Origin of the sequence: Mesorhizobium shonense (assembly GCF_040545255.1) — a bacterium.
GTDB lineage: Bacteria > Pseudomonadota > Alphaproteobacteria > Rhizobiales > Rhizobiaceae > Mesorhizobium > Mesorhizobium shonense.
Map to the genome: position 1 here is coordinate 162215 of NZ_JBEPLM010000005.1, position 19416 is coordinate 181630.

Genomic DNA, 19416 nt, shown 5'->3' on the forward strand with positions numbered 1-19416 from the left:
GGAGCTCGACCTCAGGTCGGTTCGATGGTTGTGGCTTCCGCCGGAAATTTGCCGAGCAATGCCTCGACCAGCTTTGAAAATCCAATGCCTTTCGACGACTTGACCATGACCACGTCGCCGGGCCTGATTGCCGACATTACGACCGGCTTCAGCTCTTCCGCGCCTGACCGGTATTCGGTTTCGACATCGGATGGCAGAACATCGGCCAGCGCCCGCATCTCCGGACCGCCGAGAAAGACGTTGCGCGTCCCGGTGCCGACGATGAGATCGGCAAGCGCCGCATGGAGTTTCGCCGAATGGCTGCCGAGCTCCAGCATGTCGCCGAGCACGGCGATGCGCCTGCCCCCACCCGAGACGGGCGTGGCGTTGAGCAGCGCCATGGCCGCCGCCATCGAAGCCGGATTGGCGTTGTAACTTTCGTCGATCAGCGTGATCGGGCCGTTCGGATGATGCAATATGTGGCGCCTGCCGCGGCCGCGCTCGGCCGAAAGGTCACCAAGCGCCGCCGCCACCTTGTCGAGGTCGGCGCCGACCAGTTGCGCGGCGCCCAGCACGGCCAGCACGTTCTGCACGATGTGTCGACCGGGCGCCCCGACACGGGCCGTCACGTCCTTTTTGCCGATCTTGACAGCGATGTCGGAATGGTCGGCATAGAGCTCGCAGCCGGCAAGGCGGAAGGCCGAGCGGGCGTTTTCGCCGAAGCCGAAGACATGCTCGACACCAGCCTCTTTCGCCATTTTCCCGAGCAGCTTCCAGCGCGAATCGTCGCGGTTGAGCAGCGCGGCGCCGCCGGGCTCGATCGCCTCGAAAATCTCGGCCTTGGCCATGGCGATCTCGTCGAGGCTCTTGAAGAAGCCGAGATGGGCGGCGGCAATCAGCGTGACGATCGCGACATGCGGCCTCACCATCTTGACCAGCGGCCTGATCTCGCCCGGATGGTTCATGCCGATCTCGAAGACCGCGTAGTCGCAGTCTTGCGGCATGCGCGCGAGCGTCAGCGGCACACCCCAATGATTGTTGAACGACTGCGCGGAAGCGTGCACCTTGCCGACCGCCGATAGCACATGGCGCAGCGCTTCCTTGGTCGTCGTCTTGCCCGCGGAGCCGGTCACCGCGATGATCTTCGCCCGTGAGCGGACACGCGCGGCGACGCCGAGCTTTTCCAATGCCGCAAGCACGTCCTGCACGACGATCATCGGCGCCGTCAGCCGGCCGAGCGACGGCAGCTTGCCCTCGGCGACGACCAGCACGGCGGCGCCTGCTTTCACCGCCGCGGTCGCGAAATCGTGGCCGTCCATCGTCTCGCCCTTGATGGCGAAGAAGGCATTGCCGGGCTCGAGGCTGCGGCTGTCGATGGAAATGCCGGTGATGCCTTCCGGCAGCGAGCCGATCGGCCTGCCGCCCATGGCCTCGACAAGCGCCTCCGATGTCCAGAGCAGGTTCATGCGGCGCGCTCCTGGAGCGCCTCGCGCACTTCCTCATGGTCGGAGAAGTGGAAGGTTTCGGTGCCGATGGTCTGGCCTTCCTCATGCCCCTTGCCGGCAACGATCAGCGTGTCGCCGGCATGAAGCATGGCGACCGCCTCATGGATCGCCTTGCGGCGGTCGCCGATCTCGATGGCGCCGGGCGCCGCGGCAAGGATGGCCGCGCGGATGGTTTCCGGAATTTCCGTGCGCGGATTGTCGTCGGTGACGATGACGACATCGGCGAGCCGGGTGGCGATCTCGCCCATGATCGGCCGCTTGCCGCGATCGCGGTCACCGCCGCAGCCGAACACCACAACGACGCGGCCCGTGGTGAACGGACGAACCGAAGAGAGCACGTTCTCCAGCGCGTCGGGCTTGTGCGCATAGTCGACATAGACCGGAGCGCCGGCCGCCGTCGTGCCGACGAGGTCGAGCCGGCCCGGCGCGCCTTTCAATTTTTCCAATGCCGCCAAGGCTTTGCCGGCCGATGTTCCAGTCGAGATGGCGAGGCCGGCCGAAACCAGCGCATTGGCGATCTGGAAATCGCCGGCGAGCGGCAGGTCGATCTCGTAAAGCACGCCGTCGGCCTCGACCTCGGCACGCTGGCGCCGCCGCTCATGCTCGACGCGCTTCAGCGTGAGGAATTCGCCGTGGCGGCCGACCGTCAGCACGTCGAGACCCGTTGCCCTCGCGGCATGGACCGTCGGCTCGGACCAGGGATCGTCGGCGAAAATCACAGCCGGCGCGCCCTTCGGCAGCAGCGTGTCGAACAGGCGCAGCTTGGCGCGGTGATAGTCCTCGACCGTCGGGTGGTAGTCCATATGGTCGCGGCCGAGATTGGTGAAGCCGGCGGCCGCCAGCCTGACACCGTCGAGGCGGCGCTGGTCGAGGCCGTGGCTGGAGGCCTCCATCGAGGCGTGGGTGACGCCGGCATCGGCCAGCTCTTTCAGCAGCTTGTGCAACGCCACCGGATCCGGCGTTGTCAGCGAGCCATACTCATTGCGGCCGGGCGCCACGACACCCGTCGTGCCGATCGAAGCGGCGGCAAGGCCCGCCTGCTCCCAGATCTGGCGTGTGAAGGCGGCGACCGACGTCTTGCCGCTGGTACCGGTGACGGCGACCATTGTTTCAGGCTGCTTGCCGAAGAAGCGCGCCGCGCTCAGCGCCAATGCCAGACGCGGATCATCGACGGCAAGAACCGGGATCGACAGTCCGGAAATGGCATTCCCCTTGGCGGCAACGATCACAGCGGCGCCTTTTGCCGCAGCGTCGGCTGCGTAGGCCGAGCCGTCGGCCTTGCTGCCGGCCAGCGCAAAGAAGACGACGCCCGCCCTTACCTGGCGGGAATCGGATGAGAGACCGGTAACCTCCAGATCGGGGGAAACTGTTCCCTCGATAGGCAGGACACCGGCTAGATCTTTCAGATGCATTGAGTCCCGTTCACCGCAACAAAATAGCGCGCAGTTGCCGGCGCGCCCCAAGAATCACTGATAGGAAACCAGCGTTGCACCATTTTCATGGCTGAAATCTGGCTTCACGCCAAGCATGGCCGCCGAACGCCTGATGATATTGCCAGCTATAACCCCCGCATTAGCGGCCGCGACGTCTGTCATGCCAGGCTTTTCCGGATGCGGGGCGTCGGCAATCGTGAACACGAGATATTGCGGATCGTCCATCGGGAAGGCGGCCACAAAGGTATTGAAATTCAAGTCTTTCGAGTATCGGCCATTGATGACCTTCTCGGCTGTTCCGGTCTTGCCACCAACGCGATAACCGGGAACTCTAGCGTTTCTGGCAGAGCCCTTCTCGGCGTTGAGCGTATAAAGGTAGCGCATGCCTTCGACCGTCTTTTCGCTGACCACTTTCTTAGCCACCGTCATTGCCTGCTCCACGGTACGTGGCAGGAAGGTCGGTTCGATCAGATAGCCGCCATTCATCAGGGCCGCGCAGCCGACAGCAGCTTGCAGCGGCGTCGTCGACACACCATGGCCGAAGGCGATGGTAAACGAATTGACCTGTTTCCAGACCTTCGGTTCAGTCGGGCGGGCGACTTCCGGCAGTTCGGTCTGCATCTTGTCCAAAATTCCAAGGCGATGCAGGAATTCCCGGTGCCCCTCGATGCCGACCAGCTCGGCCTCCCTGGCCGACCCGATGTTGGACGAATAGAGGAACACCTCCGGCAACGACAGCACACGGTTCTTGCCGTGGAAATCGTGAATGGCCTGATGGCCGACCCGGATTGGATGCGAAGCGTCGAAGCGGCTCGCCATCGTCGCTTTGCCGGAATCGAGCGCCATGGCCGAGGTGAAGCTCTTGAAGGTCGAACCCATCTCATAGAGGCCCGCGGACATACGGTTCAGCCGGTCCTTTTCCTGTGCATTGTAAGGATTGTTCGGATCGAAATCCGGCACCGAGGCCATGGCCACCACCTCGCCCGTTTTGACGTTGAGCACAACGGCGCCAGCGCCAATGGCGCGATAACGCTCCAGGGCGGCGGCGACCTCGTCGCGCACGACATGCTGGACGCGAAGGTCGATCGACAGCTTCACCGGCTTCAGGTCCCTGGCCACCGCCAGCCCCGACTCCTGCAGGTCGGTCAGCCCCTGGTCGTCGATGTATTTCTCCATGCCGGAGATGCCTTGGTTGTCGATGTTGGTCAACCCGACAATGTAGGAGGACGTCTCGCCGCTCGGATAAAAGCGGCGCTTTTCGGTGCGGAAGCCGAGGCCGGGGATGCCCAGTGCCAGGATGTCGGCCTGCTGCTTCGGCGTCAGCTGACGCTGCAGCCAGACAAAGCCGGCGCCGCTCTTGAGCTTGCGATAGGTCTGCTCGTAATCGATCTCGGGAAGCACGGTCGACAATCTCTCGATCGCCTCGTCGGCGTCGACGATACGGCGCGGCTCGGCAAACAGCGATGCCGTCTTGATGTCGGTCGCCAGCACCTCGCCGTTGCGATCGACGATATCTGGCCGCGAGGCGGTGACGCGGCTTTGCGGACCGCCCGACATGTCGGGGTTCTGCAGGCCAAGATAGACGAGCCGGCCGGCAATCGTCGAATAGATGGTGAAGAACACCGCCATCGTCATGATGATGCGGGTCTTGGCCTTGCCGCCGGTCGCCTTGCGGGCGGCGTCGACGACGATCGAGCCGTCCGGGGCCACCTTCTTGCGACGCCTCAGCAGCTCACCGATCCTTGGAAGCCTGCCGATCATTGCACGGTGCTCCCGGTGACCACCGGATCCTTGTCGCCCGAGGGCTCTTTGCCGGAATTGTCGGCCATCCCGCCAAGCCGCTGCGACGACAGGTCCTCGATGTTGACCGGTTTCATCGGCACGTCGTCGAGACCGCCGATCTGGCGGGCGTTGAGCGGCTCGAGCCCGAGCTGCGACTTGTAGATTTCGGCAAGCTTCTGCAGCCGCGCCGGCTGGGTGAGCAGGCTCCAGTCGGCCTTCAGAAGGTCGATCGTGTCTTCCTCGTAGCGGATCTGCGCCTGCAGCTTCTGCACCGCCGCCAGCTGGTCCTCGGCTTCGCGCTTGGTCTTGTAGGTCAACGCCGCCGCCGAGACCATGACGGCGATCAGGACTATGTCGCTGGTACGAAACACGTGCTTACCTCTCCCCCGGCCGCTCGACGGCGGGAAGCTTTGGAAGGCCGAAAATCGAAAAGTCGCCACTGCGCGCCGGCACGTCGGTGCGGATTGCCGCGCGCAGCCTGGCCGAGCGCGCCCGCGGGTTGGCCGCGATCTCGCCCTCGCCCGGCGTCACCCCGCCGCCGGACTTGCGGAAGGTCGCCAGCCGCGCCGGCGCATCCGGCATGTGGCGGGAGCCGCTGGCCGCATCTGCGCGATCGGCGATGAAGCGCTTGACGATGCGATCCTCCAGCGAATGGAAGGTCACGACCGCCAACCGGCCGCCGGGCTTGAGCACCCGCTCGGCGGCGAACAGCGCACTCGCCAGCTCGCCGAGCTCGTCATTGACGAAGATCCGCAGCGCCTGGAAGACACGCGTGGCCGGATGGATCTTGTCCTTCGGCGCGCGGCCAATATGGGTGGCGATGGCGTCGGCCAGATCGAGCGTCCGCTCGAAGGGCCGTTTCTCGCGCCGCGCCTCGATCATGCGGGCGATGCGGCCGGCATGCCGCTCTTCGCCGAGGAAGCCGAAAATGCGGGCAAGGTCGCCCGCCTTGAAGGTGTTGACGACGTCGGCGGCGCTCAGGCCCGCCTGCGCCATGCGCATGTCGAGCGGCCCGTCGGCGCGAAAGGAAAAGCCGCGCTCGGCCTGGTCGAGCTGCATGGAAGAGACGCCGATGTCGAGCACGACGCCGTCGGCGCTCTCGACCTGTTCGTCCAGCGTCGAGAACGGCGCCTGTACGAGCTTCAGCCTGCCGCCAGCCTGCTGCTCCAGAGCCCGGCCCGCGGCGATCGCATCCGGATCGCGGTCGATGGCCACGACCGATGCGCCTCGCTCGAGGATGGCGCCGGTGTAGCCGCCGGCGCCGAACGTCCCGTCGACGATTGTCTCGCCGGCCCTTGGCGCAAGCGCCTCCAGCACCTCGGCAAGGAGGACCGGAATGTGACGGACCAGTCCGCCAACGGCGTGAGGATCATCGCCGTGGCCAGCCATCATTCCGGCCGCTCCCCAGGCTTCGTCCCCTGCCGAAGCTGCAAGAGCCTGGCCCGCGCCTGTGCCCCATAGGCGGCAAGCCGGCCCGGTTCCCAAATTTGAAAGAAATTGCCGCGTCCGACAAAGGCCACCTCCGTGGAAATGCCCGTATGCTCGCGGATGAAATCGGTCATCGTGATGCGACCGTCCTGGTCGAGTTTCAGGAACGTCCCGTCGCCATGACAGAAGAACGACATGTCGTCCGCTGTCTGCAGGAAGGGATCCTCGAGCGCGATCCGCTGCTCGTAACGGTCGAGCAGATCGAGCCCGCCGACGTCCATCGCCGGAAGGTCCAGGCAACGTAGCGCATAGAGCTCGCCATAGCCACGTTTCTGCACGACCGCGCGGAAATGCGCTGGAACGGACACCCGCCCCTTCGCATCGATCCTGTTCACCGCGTTTGACAGAAATCGGTCCACTACGCGTTACAGCCGCTGTCGCCGCCGCACCCCTTCTCATGTTTTTCTCCGCGCCGCCGCGCATCGCCTCGCGACAAATCGCTTCATTCACCAAGGCAAAAACCGGCAAACGCGCAGCCGCCGCGACTGCCCGATTGGCGTACGCTTCACCCTGACGCGGAACGAAGGCTTGATGATGCGAATGGGATATCATGGGGTACTATGGGCGTCAACGGGAGCAGGCATCACAAACGCGCGCGCCACAACCAGAAAGAGCAGGCTGACGCCACGTCCCGTCTTTATCGTCTATTAAGCCTAACGAAGCGTTTAGAACGGTCTGGCCCAAAAAGAGGCGGCTTGCTGCGAACGGCCGGCGCGCCTAGCGTCGAACCTGTTCAGCGAAGGAATGAGCCCATGCCTGAAACCGCGAAGTCACGCGCCGCGACACTTGCCCATCTGCGCAGCGGCGATTTCGCCAAGGGCGACCCGATCCCCTTGCCGCTGACCATGGCCTCGATCTTTCATTCCCCGGGCGACGCGACGGGCTACGATCAATACGGCCGGTTCAGCAATCCGACATGGCACGCCGTCGAGCATATGCTTGGCCATCTGGAAGATGCCCAGTGCGTCGCCTTTCCGTCGGGAATGGCGGCGATTTCGGCGGCATTTTTTTCGCTCCTCAAATCGGGCGACCGCATTCTCTTGCCTTCGGACGGCTATCACACGACACGCGCCCTGGCGGAGCGCTTCCTGAAACCGCTCGGCGTCGCCTATGACGTCAGGGCGACATCGAGCATGCTCGATGGCGGTTTCGCCGGCTATCGAATGATCTTCGTGGAAACTCCGTCGAACCCGCGGCTGGATATCTGCGACATCGCCGCCGTCGCCAAGGCGGCTCACGAGCAAGGTGCGGTCCTTGTCGTCGATAACACGACGATGACGCCCTTTGGCCAGCGGCCGCTCGACCTCGGCGCCGACATCGTCGTGTCGGCCGACACCAAGGCGATCAACGGGCACTCGGACGTGCTGTTCGGCCATGTCGCCAGCCGCAATCCGGACATTGTCGCCAGGGTCAGAGACTGGCGCGAAACGGCCGGCGGCATTCCCGGACCGTTCGAGGCCTGGCTCGTGCATCGCGGCCTCGAAACGCTTGAGGTGCGCTTCGACCGCATGTGCACTTCGGCGGAAACGATCGCCCGCCGGCTCAAGGCGCATCGCGCCGTGAGCGGCTTGCGCTTTCCAGGCCTTGAGAGCGACCCCTCGCACAATCTGGCGCGGTCTCAGATGGATCGCTTCGGCTTCCTCATCTCCTTCGAACTGGCGTCGGAAGAGAAGGCCGAGGATTTCATCAACAATTGCCCGCTGATTGAATCGGCCACGTCATTCGGCGGCGTGCACAGCTCGGCCGAGCGGCGCTCGAAGCGTGGCGACGCCGTGCCCCCGGGCTTCGTGCGGCTAGCCATCGGCTGCGAGCCGGTCGAGGAGCTCTGGCAGGCGATCGAGGCGTCGTTGGATAAGATCGGCAGCTAGCGCAATTCCAGGAAAATGCTTTGGCGGTTTTCGTCCGGAATTGCGTTGAAGCATGTCTGCCGAAAGTGGAACCGGTTTCGGGACAAAGACATGCGTAAAATCAAAAACCTAAAGCGCACGGAGCGAATGTGAAGGATCGCGACGCGCTTTAGACAAACGCCGATCACGGCGCAAAGTCGTCCGCCTCGATCTTCCGCCGGCCGTGCAGCACACGGACGACTTCGATCGCGTCCCCGCCGACCCGATAGAAGGTGAGGTATTCGCCGACGATCAGATGACGGATTCCGGGTGCGATGTCGTCGCGCGGAGGGCCCGAATACGGATAGGTCGCGAGCTGTTGACACCGGGGCTCGATTCGATCGAGCAATCTATCCGCTGCAGCTTCGTTATCACGCGCGATGTGGAGCCAAAATCGCTATCAAATCGCCTTCAGCGTGCGCCGTACGAATGATCGGCAGCACCTTCATGCCGCGTCGTCGGATCTCAATCGCTTACGGGCTTCGGCCTTTATTTCATCCATCGACGAGAACCGTCCAGGCCCGCTGTCGATCCCCTCTTGCACCAGCTTGCGTAGTTCCTCGACTGTGTAGCCGAGTAGGTCGCGCCGGTCCTTCCATTGCCTGAGCGCGTCCCGGATCACCTCGCTCGCCGAAGCGTATTCGCCGGCGGCGACGACATCGTCGACCGCCCGCGCCAGCTCGGGCGAAAGCGTTATGCTGCGTTTGTCGACCTGGCCCATGATGTGCTCCGACGGCTTTCTTTGCGACAAGGTACGATTTAATCGTACCGGTTTCAAGGAAACGCATCGATAGAGCGGTGGAACCGGGCACAGCTCCACGCGCTTGAATCAACAGGCACGCCCATGGCTGCAACCTGTTGATATCAAGCGTTTTGTCGGTATCGGGAAAAATGCCAGCTGGCCTGTAAGCCGGGTTCTGTATGGCCCCGCGCCTTGCGGCGCGGGAACGTGGCGGCCATTCATCTTGGGCGCATGTCGCCATGCGCCTCACGCAACCTACCCGGACGGTGGGCCGGAAACAGCCCTCGAAGGTTTCCCTTCGCACCGCCCCTATTCGGTCTTGCTCCCGGTGGGGTTTGCCGTGCCGCTCCTGTTGCCAGTCGCGCGGTGGGCTCTTACCCCACCCTTTCACCCTTGCCGCGGCTGATGCCGCGGCGGTTTGCTTTCTGTGGCACTTTCCCTGGGGTTACCCCCGCCGGCCGTTAGCCGGCACCGTGTCTCCATGGAGCCCGGACTTTCCTCACCCGCAGCCTTTCGGCTCTTGCAGGCGCGGCCGCCCAGCCAGCTGGCAAGCGCGTATAAAGGGATTCCCGCCTGAAAACGCAAACGAAAAAGGCGAACTTGCCTCTAGGCGGGTGAGCCGAGCGCCGCCATCTGCACCTTCACCTTGCTGCAATAGGCGGCCGAAACCGGATTCATCCGCCTTGCGCCATGACCGGCATTGTATTTGAGGATCGTGCCGCAAGTGGTGCCGCCGCCGAGGCCTTGCGCCATGGCGAGGTACTTCATGCCGTATTTGATGTTGGTGTCGGGATCGAACAGTCCCTTGACCGAACCCGTATAGCCCATCATCCGCGCCGTCGCCGGCTTGATCTGCATCAGGCCGATCTCGCCGGCGCCCCCGACCATGTTCGGCCGGTAGTTGCTTTCGATCTTGATAACGGCCTTGGCGAGCGACACCGGCACGCCATAGCTTGCAGCATAGCGAGCGATGATCGCCGAATATTGGCCGCCGCCGGTGGCCGAAGACGACAATGCAGGCTTTTCGGGGTGAATGGACGCTGTCGTCGTCAGATCGACAGTCTGCCTGCCGCGCTTCCTACCGCGTTTGACCGTTGATTTTGCCGACTTCAATGCGGCGGTCTTCTGCACTTTCGCCGCAGCGGTTTTCTTGGTTTTTGCGGGTTTGAGGGCCGGAGCCGCCTTCGGCGTCACGGGGGTCGCTGCGAACCCATTGTCTGCCGCCCGCATGCTCAACGGCGCGCTGTTAGCCGGGCTGAAGGCAAAAGTCATCACTCCGGCAGCAACGGCTGCCGCTACAACGGTCAATCTTTGCATGTAGTCCTGTTCTGTTTGAACCGAGCGAAGAACTTCGCGCGGGTGGGCCAACTCAATATCGGAACATCTTGGGAGGCTAGACGTCCGACAACTTGCGGGAGATGCCTTTGAAGAGCGATTTGGCGCCAATGAAGGCGAGGCAATTCACTTTGTATGACAAATTGTAATTTAGGTAGCTTGGCAGATTATTCTGGCGAGGCGGCCTTTACGGAAGCCAGCAGCCTTTGCAGTGTGCGGATCGTCGAGCTGTCCGCCACGCCGTCGACGAGCCGCCGCCGGAAATGCCGCTGAAACGCCGCCACCACGATTTCTGTTTGGCGATCGAAGACGCCCGATATCTCGACGCCATAACCGTAGAGTGCCAGCATCGACTGCAGCGCCTCGACGTCGGCGCCGGTGTCGCACGCCTTCAACGTCGCGCCCTGCCTGATCGGGGCCGCGGGAACGAGATGGCCGACGCCGGCCGCGAAGAGCGCCTTCCAGGGAAATCTCTCGCCCGGATCGACTTTGCGCCCCGGCGCCACGTCGGAATGCGCAAGCACCCTTTGCGGTGGAATGGAATGCCGGCCGGCGATCCCCGCGCACAATCCGATCACCGCATCGATCTGCCGCTTCGGGAAGGCCTTGTAGCCGAGCGAATGCCCGGGATTGACGATCTCGATCCCGACCGAGCAGGAGTTAATGTCCGTGCGCCCGAACCACGAGCTCTTGCCGGCATGCCAGGCGCGGTCGCCCTCACGCACCATCTGCACGATCCAGCCGTTCTCATGGACAAGATAATGCGCGGACACCTCGCTTGCCGGATCGCACAGCCACGCCTCGGCGCCGGCGCCCGTCGCCATGCCGGTATAGTGCAACACGATCATGTCAGGCCCGAGCATCTCGCGTCGCGGGCCAAAATTCGGCGACACCCTGACCTCGGCACCCGGCTGGTCGGGCAAAAAACCGCTCATGCGTGCCTGAGACCCCGTTCGATCATCTCATAGGCAGCATTGATCGCAGCGACCCTTGTCGTAGCGATCTTGATGAACTCCTGCGGCAGGCCACGCGCGATCAGCCTGTCGGGGTGATTGTCGGAGATCAGCTTGCGGTAGCGCTTCCTGACCTCCTCGAACGGCTTTCCGCGCTCGATGCCCAGAACAACATAGGGATCGGCGGCGCCCAGATTGACGTGACGCGACAGGATCGCCTGGTAATGCGCCTCGTCGATCCGGAAAATCTCGGCAATGCGATGCAGGAATTGCCCTTCCCGCTCGTGGATCAGGCCGTCGGCCTTGGCGATGTGGAACAGCCCATCGAGTATGTCTTCCAGCATCATGCAATTCGCATGGCCGGAACCGCAAAGCTGCGCCATGCGCAGGGCATAGATCTCGAAACCGGCAACATCGCGCTTGGCGAGGTCGTAGAGGCGCGCCACGTTGCGCGTTTCACTCGGCGGCACCTCGAAGATTTCCTGGAAGGCGCGCACTTCGTCCTGAGTGACGATGCCGTCGGCCTTGGCCATCTTGGCAGAGAGCGCGATCATCGCCACTGAGAAGGCAACGCGCCGGCGCAAATCCGGGTCGCCGGAAAAGACGGTACGCACGGCCTCGACGACGTCGGCGACGCCCGAGGACGCCGACGACGAAACACGAGCGATGAAGTCGCCGAGGCGGTCCCAAATCGACATGCCGGCTTCTTAGTGCGAACCGGGCACCGCTATCAAGCCGGGACGATGCCGCAGGTCCAATGGTCGCTGACCGCAGCCCCGACAAAAAGAAGGCCGGCAGAAGCCGGCCTTCCCGAATCGTCAGATCGACTTCTACTGCGCAGGCGCAGCAGGAGGTGTTGCCGGAGCCGGTTCGGCAGGCTTCGAAGCGTCAGGCGTAGCTGGCTTCATCGGCTGCTCGTTGGCCGGCGGGTTGGTGCTTTGAGTGGTCGTGTTGTCCGTGCCGCTGTTGCTGCAAGCCGCGACCCCCAGCAGGGCAAGCGCCGAAACAGACGCCAGAATGAGCTTCTTCATGATATCACTCCTTCAACAAACGTTCACGTTTCGGTGAACAGTCGCAGGAGAAATGCATCAGGCGGCTCGGGAGTTTCGTAACGTTGCGTTTCTGCGTGTAACATCGCGATAACTGCTAACGCCCCGGTATTACAGGCAATTTGGCGAGATGGTGCGCCCGCTACAGGCTGACGGCGCCGCGGGCAGCCTGGTCGTACTGGCCAGAGACCGCGCGCATCAGCGCCGCAAGCCTGCTGAGCGCCTCTTCATCCAGTCCGAGGGTCTTGATGCTCGAAATCAGCAACCCTTCGCGCAACTCCCGGTAGCGTTCGCACGCGCGCGCGCCGGCCTCGGTGACCCACACGGTCTTTTCCTTGCCGCGCCTGCCGGTTCGGACAAGGCCCATTCCGGCGAGTTTCTTGATCGAATAGGTCGCAAGATGGGTGTCCTCGATGTTGAACATGGTGCAGAGATCGGCCTGCGTCTTCTCGCGCCCTCGATGGTTGGTGGCATGCAGCAGAAGGACGTCGAGATGGGTAAGGCTGGGGTAGCCGGCGGCCGCCATGCACCTCACCGTCCAGCGCTGAAAGGCGTTGCCGGTGACCGTCAGGGCGAATTCCAGTTCCGACATCGACGGCATGGCCCCAACCGACAGATGCGATGCCGAAACGATCGGTCCCCATTCTTCGCGCTGCATGCGATGCCTTTCCGATGATTTATCGATAATATATTGACGTATTGGCATCGATAAGGCAATGAAAAACCTAGATCCGCACCGACCGCAAAGGGAAGCAACGTGACCTCGAGATGGGATTTCTGGATCGACCGGGGCGGCACCTTCACCGACATCATCGGCCGCGATCCGCAGGGCCAGTTGCACCCGCGCAAGCTCTTGTCCGAGAACCCTGAAGCCTATGCCGATGCCGCCATCCAGGGCATACGCGACCTGCTTGGGCTAAAAACCGGCGCGGCCATTCCCGCCGAGCGGATCGGCGACATCAAGATGGGCACCACAGTCGCCACCAATGCGCTGCTCGAGCGCAAGGGCGACCGGGTGCTCCTGCTCATCACCAAGGGTTTTCGCGACGCGCTGCGCATCGCATATCAGGCGCGGCCGGATATCTTCGCCAAGGAAATCATCCTGCCGGAGCAGCTCTACGAGCGGGTGATCGAGATCGACGAACGCGTGCGCGCCGACGGTCGCGTCGAGCGTCTGCTCGACATCGCCGCCTGCCGCCCCGCGATCGAGCAGGCCAAGGCGGACGGCATCGACGCGGTCGCCGTCGTCTTCATGCATGCCTGGAAATATCCGGACCACGAAAAGGCGGTGGCCAAGGTCTGCCGCAAGATCGGCTTCAGCCAGATCTCGGTCAGCCACGAGGTCTCGCCGCTGATCAAGCTGGTCGGCCGCGGCGACACCACCGTGGTCGACGCCTATCTGTCGCCGATCCTGTCGCGCTACGTGCAAAGGGTGGCGGGAGAGTTGGGTGCCGGCCCCCGCCTGATGTTCATGATGTCGTCGGGCGGGCTGACAGCCGCCGACATGTTCCAGGGCAAGGACGCGCTGCTGTCGGGCCCGGCCGGCGGTGTCGTCGGCATGGTCGAGACGGCGAAGCTCGCTGGATTCGACAAGGTCATCGGTTTCGACATGGGTGGCACCTCGACCGACGTCGCCCACTATGACGGCGAGTACGAGCGCGCCTTCGACACCGAAGTCGCCGGCGTGCGCATTCGAGCGCCGATGATGCGCATCCACACGGTCGCGGCCGGCGGCGGCTCGATCCTGCATTACGAGGCCGGCCGCTTCCGCGTCGGCCCGGACTCGGCCGGCGCCAATCCTGGCCCAGCCGCTTACCGGCGCGGCGGCCCGCTTGCCGTCACCGACGCCAATGTCATGCTCGGCAAGCTGCAGCCCGATGTCTTCCCGGCGATCTTCGGTCCCGGCCAGGACCAGCCGCTCGATGTCGCCACCGTGCGCGAAAAATTCGCGGCCTTGGCCGCCGAGATCGGCGATGGACGCTCACCGGAAGCGGTAGCCGAGGGTTTCGTCACCATCGCCGTCGAGAATATGGCCAACGCCATCAAGAAGATTTCGGTGCAGCGCGGCTACGACGTCACCGAATATCTCTTGAACTGTTTCGGCGGCGCCGGCGGCCAGCATGCCTGCCTCGTCGCCGATGCGCTCGGCATGGAAGCGGTGCTCATCCACCCCTTCTCGGGCCTGCTCTCGGCTTACGGTATCGGGCTGTCGACGGTTTTCGCCTCGCGCCAGCAGGCATTGCTCGAACCTCTCGCCGAAGAATCGCGCTCGTCGATCGAGGACCTGATTTCGGCATTGCGCCAAGGCGTGGTCGCCGAGCTTGCCGCGCAAGGCATTGCGGAAGCCGCCATCGCGTCCAGGCCGGTCCTGCAAATTCGCTATGACGGCACCGACACGGCGCTGCCGGTCAATTTCGATGATGGCTCGATCTTCCGCGCCAGAAGCGATTTCGAGGCCGCCCACAAGGCGCAGTTCGGCTTCGTCTATGAAAACAAGCCGATGATCGTGGAGGCAGTCGGCGTCGAAGGCAGCGATGTCGGGACCGGAGCGCGCGACGAAAATGAATCAAGTCTCGAAGACAAGGCGGCAAGCCCTTGGCAGACGCGGCAATTCTTCGCCGATGGCGGCTGGCGCGATGCCGGCATCTTCCGGCGGGAGGATCTGAAGCCCGGCTACAAGGTGGCCGGCCCGGCCCTCATTATCGAGCCGAACCAGACCATCGTCGTCGAGCCCGGCTGGCAGGCCGAGATCACCGCCAGAAATCACGTGCTCCTGCGCCGCATCGAAAAGAAGCGCCGGCAGGCGGCGCTTGGCACCGAGGCCGATCCGGTGATGCTGGAGGTCTTCAACAACCTCTTCATGTCGATCGCCGAGCAGATGGGCGTGACGCTGCAGAACACGGCCTATTCGGTCAACATCAAGGAACGGCTGGACTTTTCCTGCGCGGTGTTCGACCGCCACGGCGCTCTGGTCGCCAACGCGCCGCACATGCCGGTGCATCTCGGCTCCATGGACCGCTCGGTCGAAACCGTCATCCGCCTGAATTCGGGCGATATCCATCCGGGCGACGTCTTCGCGCTCAACGCGCCTTACAATGGCGGCACGCATCTCCCCGACATCACCGTCGTGACGCCGGTTTTTTCCCTCCCCCTTGAGGGGAGGGTGGCCGCGAAGCGGCCGGGTGGGGTCGCCTCAGAAGGCACAGCCAAAGCGTCGAGCACTGCCGCAACGACCCCCTCCGCCGCCTTCGGCGGCACCTCCCCCTCGAGGGGGGAGGAGATATTGTTCTACGTCGCCTCGCGCGGCCACCATGCCGATGTCGGCGGCACGGCGCCCGGCTCGATGACGCCTTTAGCCACCACGGTCGACGAGGAAGGCGTGCTGTTCGACAATTTCCGCATCGTCGATCGCGGCCGCTTTCGCGAGAAGGAGCTCGAGACCCTCCTTACTGACCATCCCTATCCTGCCCGCAATCCCGTCCAGAACATCGCCGACCTCAAGGCGCAGATCGCCGCCAACGAAAAGGGCGTGGCGGAACTCCGCAAGATGGTCGCGCATTTCGGCCTCGATGTCGTCGAGGCCTATATGGGCCATGTCCAGGACAATGCCGCCGAGAGCGTGCGCCGCGTGCTGGAGCGCTTGCCGGACAGTTCGGACTACGAATATCCCACCGACACCGGTCAGGTGATCAAGGTCAGGATCAGCGTCGACCGGGAAAAGCGCGAGGCGACGGTCGATTTCACCGGCACCTCGCGGGTCATGAAGAACAATTTCAATGCGCCGGAGCCGGTGGCGCGAGCCGCCGTGCTCTATGCCTTCCGCGTCATGGTCGAGGATATGATCCCGATGAACGCCGGCTGCCTCCGACCGATCAACATCATTATCCCCGACGGCTGCATGCTCAAGCCTGCCTATCCCGCCGCCGTCGTCGCCGGCAATGTCGAGACCTCGCAGCACGTCACCAACGCGCTGTTCGGCGCCATGGGCGCGCTGGCCAACGCGCAAGGCACCATGAACAACCTGACCTTTGGCAACCGGCAGTATCAGTATTACGAGACGATCTGCTCCGGCTCGCCGGCCGGCCGGATGAATTCGGGCCGCGGCTTTGCCGGCACCTCCGGCGTCCACACGCACATGACCAATTCGCGGCTTACCGATCCGGAGGTGCTGGAATTGCGCTTCCCCGTCGTGCTGGAGGATTTCCGCATCCGCGAAGGTTCCGGCGGCAAGGGCAAGTGGAACGCCGGCGACGGCACCAAGCGCACCATCCGCTTCCTGGAAGCGATGGAATGCGCCATCCTCTCCTCGCACCGCAACCGCCCGCCCCAGGGTCTGAACGGCGGCGGCGATGGCGAGGCCGGCTCGACCAAGGTCAGGCGCAACGACGGCTCGATCGATGTGCTGAAGGCCTGCGACCAGACCACGCTCGACGCCGGCGAGGCCGTCATCGTCATCACGCCGACACCCGGCGGGTTCGGCAAGGCGTAAATAACAGCGTCAACAGCCTGTCACCTGCCTGTCATGACGCTGCGCTACCCGCTTGCGCCAACGCAACCGGGGAATCACCTTGCCATGTCGGATGTTTCGGGAGAACTCGTTTATCGCCGAGGCAAGGAAGTCGGAAAGGCGGTCTACCAAAACCGGGCATTGTCGAAGGATGGCATTTCCGAACGTCTCTTCGCCTTCCTGTTTTCCGGCCTTGTCTATCCGCAGATCTGGGAGGACCCGGATGTCGACATGGAGGCCATGCAGCTTGGCGCCGGCCATCGCATCGTCACAATCGCGTCAGGCGGCTGCAACATCCTGGCTTACCTCACCCGCTCGCCGGCCCGGATCGACGCCGTCGACCTCAATGCCGCGCACATCGCGCTGAACCGCATGAAGCTGGAAGCGGTTCGTCATCTGCCGTCGCAGGGCGACCTGTTCCGCTTCTTCGGCGCCGCCGACACCAGCCACAATTCGGAAGCCTACGACCGCTTCATCGCGCCGCATCTCGATCCGGTCAGCCGCCACTATTGGGAGCGCCGGAACTGGCGCGGCCGCCGCCGCATCTCGGTCTTCGACCGCAACTTCTACCAGACCGGCCTGCTCGGCCTCTTCATCGCCATGGGCCATCGCGTCGGCAAGCTGTTCGGCGTCGATCCGGCCGGCATCATGAAGGCGAATAACATTGGCGAGCAGCGCCGCTTCTTCAATGAGGAGCTGGCGCCGGTCTTCGACAAGAAGCTCCTGCGCTGGGCGACGTCGCGCAAGGCGTCGCTGTTCGGCCTCGGCATCCCGCCGGCGCAATACGACTCTCTGATCACCTCCGGCGACGGCTCGATGGCGAGCGTCTTGAAGGCGCGGCTGGAAAAGCTCGCCTGCGATTTTCCGCTGAAGAACAATTATTTCGCCTGGCAGGCCTTTGCCCGCCGCTACCCGGAGCCAGGCGAAGCTGCGCTCCCCGCCTATCTGGAAAAGCGCAATTACGAGACGATCCGCGCCAACATCGATCGCGTCGCCATCCATCATGCCAACCTGATCAAATTCCTCGCCGCCAAGGATGCGGGCTCGGTCGACCGCTTCGTCCTGCTCGACGCGCAGGACTGGATGACCGACGACCTGCTCAACGATTTGTGGACCGAGATCACCCGCACGGCCTCGGTTGGCGCCCGCGTGATCTTCCGCACCGCGGCCGAGCCCAGCCTGCTGCCGGGCCGCGTCTCCAACTCCCTGCTCGACCAATGGCACTATGAGACCGAGGCCTCGCGCGAATTCTCCGCCAGGGACCGTTCGGCCATCTATGGCGGCTTCCACCTCTATGTGAAGCGCGCCGCATGAGCGCGACCGAGTTGCCGGCCAGCCATGCCGAGCTGATGGACGGCGTCTATCGCTGGCAGCGCCACATCTACGATCTCACCCGCAAATACTACCTGCTCGGCCGCGACCGGCTGATCGCAGGGCTCGACGTGCCGCAAGGCGGCACCGTGCTCGAGCTCGGCTGCGGCACCGGGCGCAACATCGTGCTTGCTGCCCGCCGCTATCCGAACGCCCGCTTTTTCGGCCTCGATATCTCGGCCGAGATGCTGGAAACGGCGAACGCCGCTATGGCCCGCGAAGGTCTCGCCGCTCGGGTCACCCTGGCTCGCGGCGACGCCACTGACTTCGATGCTAAGGCGCTTTTCGGCACCGCGCGCTTCGACCGCGTCTTCGTTTCCTATTCGCTGTCGATGATCCCTGGGTGGGAAAAGACCGTCTCGGCGGCGCTCGCCGCGCTTGCTCTAGGCGGCTCGCTGCATGTCGTCGATTTCGGCCAGCAGGAAGGCCTGCCGCGCTGGTTCCGGGCGTTGCTGCGCGGCTGGCTGCGGAAATTCCATGTCGAGCCGCGCGCCTCGCTGCGCGACGTCCTTGAATCGGAATCCGAGCGGACCGGCGCAACCTTCCATTTCAGAACGCTTTATCGCGGCTATGCCTGGCTGGCGGTGATAAGATCGCCGTCCAATCCGATATTCTGAGTTTTGCGATCGGGAGGCCTATGGTTCCAACCCGCCATGGGCTGGCGCAATGATGACTCCGTTACGCTGCGCATTGTCATATGCCCCAAGGAGTGGTACATTACCTCTATCCTGGAAAGCATGCGATGGTCGTCGGATTTAGAGATGGATGGCTGCGGGCCTTCTTTGTAGACGACACCCACTCTCGCAATGTCCCGCCCGATCTCGAAAGCCGTTTGTTCCGCAAGCTCCAGATGATTGACGATGCGACGATTGATCAGGACTTGCGTGTGCCGCCCAGCAATCATCTCGAGAAGTTGCGCGGCAATCTCGAAGGTTTCCATTCAATCCGTGTCAACAAGAAATGGCGGCTGGTCTTCCGCTGGGACAGCGGCCGAGGCGAGGCGTCAGAAATCTATCTGGACGACCACAGCTATAAGTGAGGTGAGACATGTTGATGACCGCACGCAAGCCCGCAACGGTTGGCGAAATCCTCACGGAAGAATTCATGCAGCCGCTCGGCCTGACACAGGCGGCGTTGGCCGAGGCAATGGGAGTTCAGCGCAAACACGTGAACGAATTGTGCAATGACCGCCGCAACGTGACCGCAGCGACCGCGCTCATTCTGGCGCGAGTGTTTGGTAACAGCCCGGATTTCTGGCTGAACGTCCAACGCCGCAGCGATCTTTGGCAAGTCATGAACTCGCCTGACGAGCGGGCGCGCGTCAATCGCGCCAAACCTTTGCCGACCGCAGCATAGAGAGGAGTTGCGGCGATTGGCCATCAGAGT

Annotated in this window: 19 protein-coding genes and 1 other RNA gene; 6 read left to right on the forward strand and 14 right to left on the reverse strand. The window is 63.5% G+C overall.

Annotated features, from left to right (window positions below):
* Window positions 1–11: 11 nt before the first annotated feature.
* From ABID26_RS15515 to mraZ, 6 genes are read right to left on the reverse strand one after another with little or no spacing between them, the layout of a single operon-like run.
* A complete protein-coding gene (locus ABID26_RS15515; RefSeq protein ID WP_292299623.1) occupies window positions 12–1445 on the reverse strand; it encodes a UDP-N-acetylmuramoylalanyl-D-glutamyl-2,6-diaminopimelate--D-alanyl-D-alanine ligase in 1434 nt (477 codons plus the stop codon).
* The gene (locus ABID26_RS15520; protein ID WP_292299622.1) at window positions 1442–2896 is read right to left on the reverse strand and encodes a UDP-N-acetylmuramoyl-L-alanyl-D-glutamate--2,6-diaminopimelate ligase; all 1455 of its coding nucleotides are present in this window, start codon (window positions 2894–2896) and stop codon (window positions 1442–1444) included. The genes ABID26_RS15515 and ABID26_RS15520 overlap by 4 nt, the downstream gene beginning before the upstream one ends.
* Window positions 2897–2950: 54 nt before the next feature.
* Window positions 2951–4678, reverse strand: coding sequence for a peptidoglycan D,D-transpeptidase FtsI family protein (locus tag ABID26_RS15525; protein ID WP_292299621.1), 1728 nt, complete (start codon window positions 4676–4678; stop codon window positions 2951–2953).
* Complete coding sequence (ftsL, locus tag ABID26_RS15530) at window positions 4675–5070, reverse strand: cell division protein FtsL (protein ID WP_292299620.1); 396 nt, start codon at window positions 5068–5070, stop codon at window positions 4675–4677. Before ftsL ends, ABID26_RS15525 begins: the two co-directional genes overlap by 4 nt.
* 4 nt (window positions 5071–5074) lie before the next feature.
* Window positions 5075–6091 carry a 16S rRNA (cytosine(1402)-N(4))-methyltransferase RsmH gene (gene rsmH / locus ABID26_RS15535; RefSeq protein ID WP_292371226.1) on the reverse strand — a complete coding sequence of 339 codons (1017 nt, stop codon included), beginning with the start codon at window positions 6089–6091 and terminating at the stop codon, window positions 5075–5077.
* Entirely contained in the window at window positions 6088–6546 is a 459-nt protein-coding gene (mraZ, locus tag ABID26_RS15540) for a division/cell wall cluster transcriptional repressor MraZ (RefSeq protein ID WP_126099417.1), read from the reverse strand. The genes rsmH and mraZ overlap by 4 nt, the downstream gene beginning before the upstream one ends.
* Before the next feature lie 393 nt (window positions 6547–6939).
* On the opposite strand from mraZ, the gene ABID26_RS15545 reads away from it, so the two are divergent.
* Window positions 6940–8055 carry a cystathionine gamma-lyase gene (locus tag ABID26_RS15545; protein WP_292299617.1) on the forward strand — a complete coding sequence of 372 codons (1116 nt, stop codon included), beginning with the start codon at window positions 6940–6942 and terminating at the stop codon, window positions 8053–8055.
* A gap of 163 nt (window positions 8056–8218) precedes the next feature.
* On the opposite strand, the gene ABID26_RS15550 is transcribed toward ABID26_RS15545, so the two are convergent.
* The 8 genes from ABID26_RS15550 to ABID26_RS15585 all read right to left on the reverse strand — a co-directional run bounded on the left by ABID26_RS15550 (window position 8219) and on the right by ABID26_RS15585 (window position 12810).
* Window positions 8219–8422, reverse strand: coding sequence for a type II toxin-antitoxin system RelE/ParE family toxin (locus ABID26_RS15550; protein ID WP_348628108.1), 204 nt, complete (start codon window positions 8420–8422; stop codon window positions 8219–8221).
* Between the two features lie 96 nt (window positions 8423–8518).
* Window positions 8519–8794 carry a type II toxin-antitoxin system ParD family antitoxin gene (locus ABID26_RS15555; protein WP_126099253.1) on the reverse strand — a complete coding sequence of 92 codons (276 nt, stop codon included), beginning with the start codon at window positions 8792–8794 and terminating at the stop codon, window positions 8519–8521.
* Between the two features lie 169 nt (window positions 8795–8963).
* Window positions 8964–9363, reverse strand: an RNA gene (gene rnpB / locus ABID26_RS15560) — RNase P RNA component class A.
* Between the two features lie 58 nt (window positions 9364–9421).
* Window positions 9422–10132: a lytic transglycosylase domain-containing protein gene (locus ABID26_RS15565; RefSeq protein ID WP_292299616.1), complete on the reverse strand. Its 711-nt coding sequence runs from the start codon at window positions 10130–10132 to the stop codon at window positions 9422–9424.
* Between the two features lie 185 nt (window positions 10133–10317).
* Entirely contained in the window at window positions 10318–11085 is a 768-nt protein-coding gene (locus ABID26_RS15570; RefSeq protein ID WP_292299615.1) for an N-acetylmuramoyl-L-alanine amidase, read from the reverse strand.
* A complete protein-coding gene (locus tag ABID26_RS15575) occupies window positions 11082–11801 on the reverse strand; it encodes a J domain-containing protein (protein WP_292299614.1) in 720 nt (239 codons plus the stop codon). Before ABID26_RS15575 ends, ABID26_RS15570 begins: the two co-directional genes overlap by 4 nt.
* Window positions 11802–11933: 132 nt before the next feature.
* Window positions 11934–12134, reverse strand: a complete 201-nt coding sequence (locus tag ABID26_RS15580; RefSeq protein WP_126099249.1) for a hypothetical protein — start codon at window positions 12132–12134, stop codon at window positions 11934–11936.
* Between the two features lie 160 nt (window positions 12135–12294).
* Window positions 12295–12810, reverse strand: coding sequence for a winged helix DNA-binding protein (locus ABID26_RS15585; RefSeq protein WP_292299613.1), 516 nt, complete (start codon window positions 12808–12810; stop codon window positions 12295–12297).
* Window positions 12811–12909: 99 nt separating this feature from the next.
* Between ABID26_RS15585 and ABID26_RS15590 the strand changes: the two genes are divergently transcribed.
* The 5 genes from ABID26_RS15590 (at window position 12910) to ABID26_RS15610 (ending at window position 19386) form a co-directional block, all read left to right on the forward strand.
* Complete coding sequence (locus tag ABID26_RS15590; RefSeq protein ID WP_292343396.1) at window positions 12910–16641, forward strand: hydantoinase B/oxoprolinase family protein; 3732 nt, start codon at window positions 12910–12912, stop codon at window positions 16639–16641.
* Window positions 16642–16674: 33 nt separating this feature from the next.
* Window positions 16675–17973, forward strand: coding sequence for a BtaA family protein (locus tag ABID26_RS15595; RefSeq protein ID WP_292299610.1), 1299 nt, complete (start codon window positions 16675–16677; stop codon window positions 17971–17973).
* A complete protein-coding gene (locus ABID26_RS15600; protein WP_292299609.1) occupies window positions 17970–18647 on the forward strand; it encodes an SAM-dependent methyltransferase in 678 nt (225 codons plus the stop codon). The genes ABID26_RS15595 and ABID26_RS15600 overlap by 4 nt, the downstream gene beginning before the upstream one ends.
* A gap of 125 nt (window positions 18648–18772) precedes the next feature.
* Complete coding sequence (locus tag ABID26_RS15605) at window positions 18773–19069, forward strand: type II toxin-antitoxin system RelE/ParE family toxin (protein WP_292299608.1); 297 nt, start codon at window positions 18773–18775, stop codon at window positions 19067–19069.
* An 8-nt stretch (window positions 19070–19077) separates the two neighbouring features.
* Window positions 19078–19386 carry a HigA family addiction module antitoxin gene (locus tag ABID26_RS15610; RefSeq protein ID WP_292299607.1) on the forward strand — a complete coding sequence of 103 codons (309 nt, stop codon included), beginning with the start codon at window positions 19078–19080 and terminating at the stop codon, window positions 19384–19386.
* Window positions 19387–19416 lie beyond the last annotated feature (30 nt).

Excerpts from the sequence above, each read along its gene's own strand:
- ABID26_RS15515 (WP_292299623.1), bottom strand. The coding sequence starts at position 1,445 with ATGAACCTGCTCTGGACATCGGAGGCGCTTGTCGAGGCCATGGGCGGC.
- ABID26_RS15520 (WP_292299622.1), bottom strand. The coding sequence starts at position 2,896 with ATGCATCTGAAAGATCTAGCCGGTGTCCTGCCTATCGAGGGAACAGTT.
- ABID26_RS15525 (WP_292299621.1), bottom strand. The coding sequence starts at position 4,678 with ATGATCGGCAGGCTTCCAAGGATCGGTGAGCTGCTGAGGCGTCGCAAG.
- rsmH (WP_292371226.1), bottom strand. The coding sequence starts at position 6,091 with ATGATGGCTGGCCACGGCGATGATCCTCACGCCGTTGGCGGACTGGTC.
- ABID26_RS15545 (WP_292299617.1), top strand. The coding sequence starts at position 6,940 with ATGCCTGAAACCGCGAAGTCACGCGCCGCGACACTTGCCCATCTGCGC.
- ABID26_RS15555 (WP_126099253.1), bottom strand. The coding sequence starts at position 8,794 with ATGGGCCAGGTCGACAAACGCAGCATAACGCTTTCGCCCGAGCTGGCG.
- ABID26_RS15565 (WP_292299616.1), bottom strand. The coding sequence starts at position 10,132 with ATGCAAAGATTGACCGTTGTAGCGGCAGCCGTTGCTGCCGGAGTGATG.
- ABID26_RS15570 (WP_292299615.1), bottom strand. The coding sequence starts at position 11,085 with ATGAGCGGTTTTTTGCCCGACCAGCCGGGTGCCGAGGTCAGGGTGTCG.
- ABID26_RS15575 (WP_292299614.1), bottom strand. The coding sequence starts at position 11,801 with ATGTCGATTTGGGACCGCCTCGGCGACTTCATCGCTCGTGTTTCGTCG.
- ABID26_RS15580 (WP_126099249.1), bottom strand. The coding sequence starts at position 12,134 with ATGAAGAAGCTCATTCTGGCGTCTGTTTCGGCGCTTGCCCTGCTGGGG.
- ABID26_RS15585 (WP_292299613.1), bottom strand. The coding sequence starts at position 12,810 with ATGCAGCGCGAAGAATGGGGACCGATCGTTTCGGCATCGCATCTGTCG.
- ABID26_RS15595 (WP_292299610.1), top strand. The coding sequence starts at position 16,675 with ATGACGCTGCGCTACCCGCTTGCGCCAACGCAACCGGGGAATCACCTT.
- ABID26_RS15600 (WP_292299609.1), top strand. The coding sequence starts at position 17,970 with ATGAGCGCGACCGAGTTGCCGGCCAGCCATGCCGAGCTGATGGACGGC.
- ABID26_RS15605 (WP_292299608.1), top strand. The coding sequence starts at position 18,773 with ATGGTCGTCGGATTTAGAGATGGATGGCTGCGGGCCTTCTTTGTAGAC.
- ABID26_RS15610 (WP_292299607.1), top strand. The coding sequence starts at position 19,078 with ATGTTGATGACCGCACGCAAGCCCGCAACGGTTGGCGAAATCCTCACG.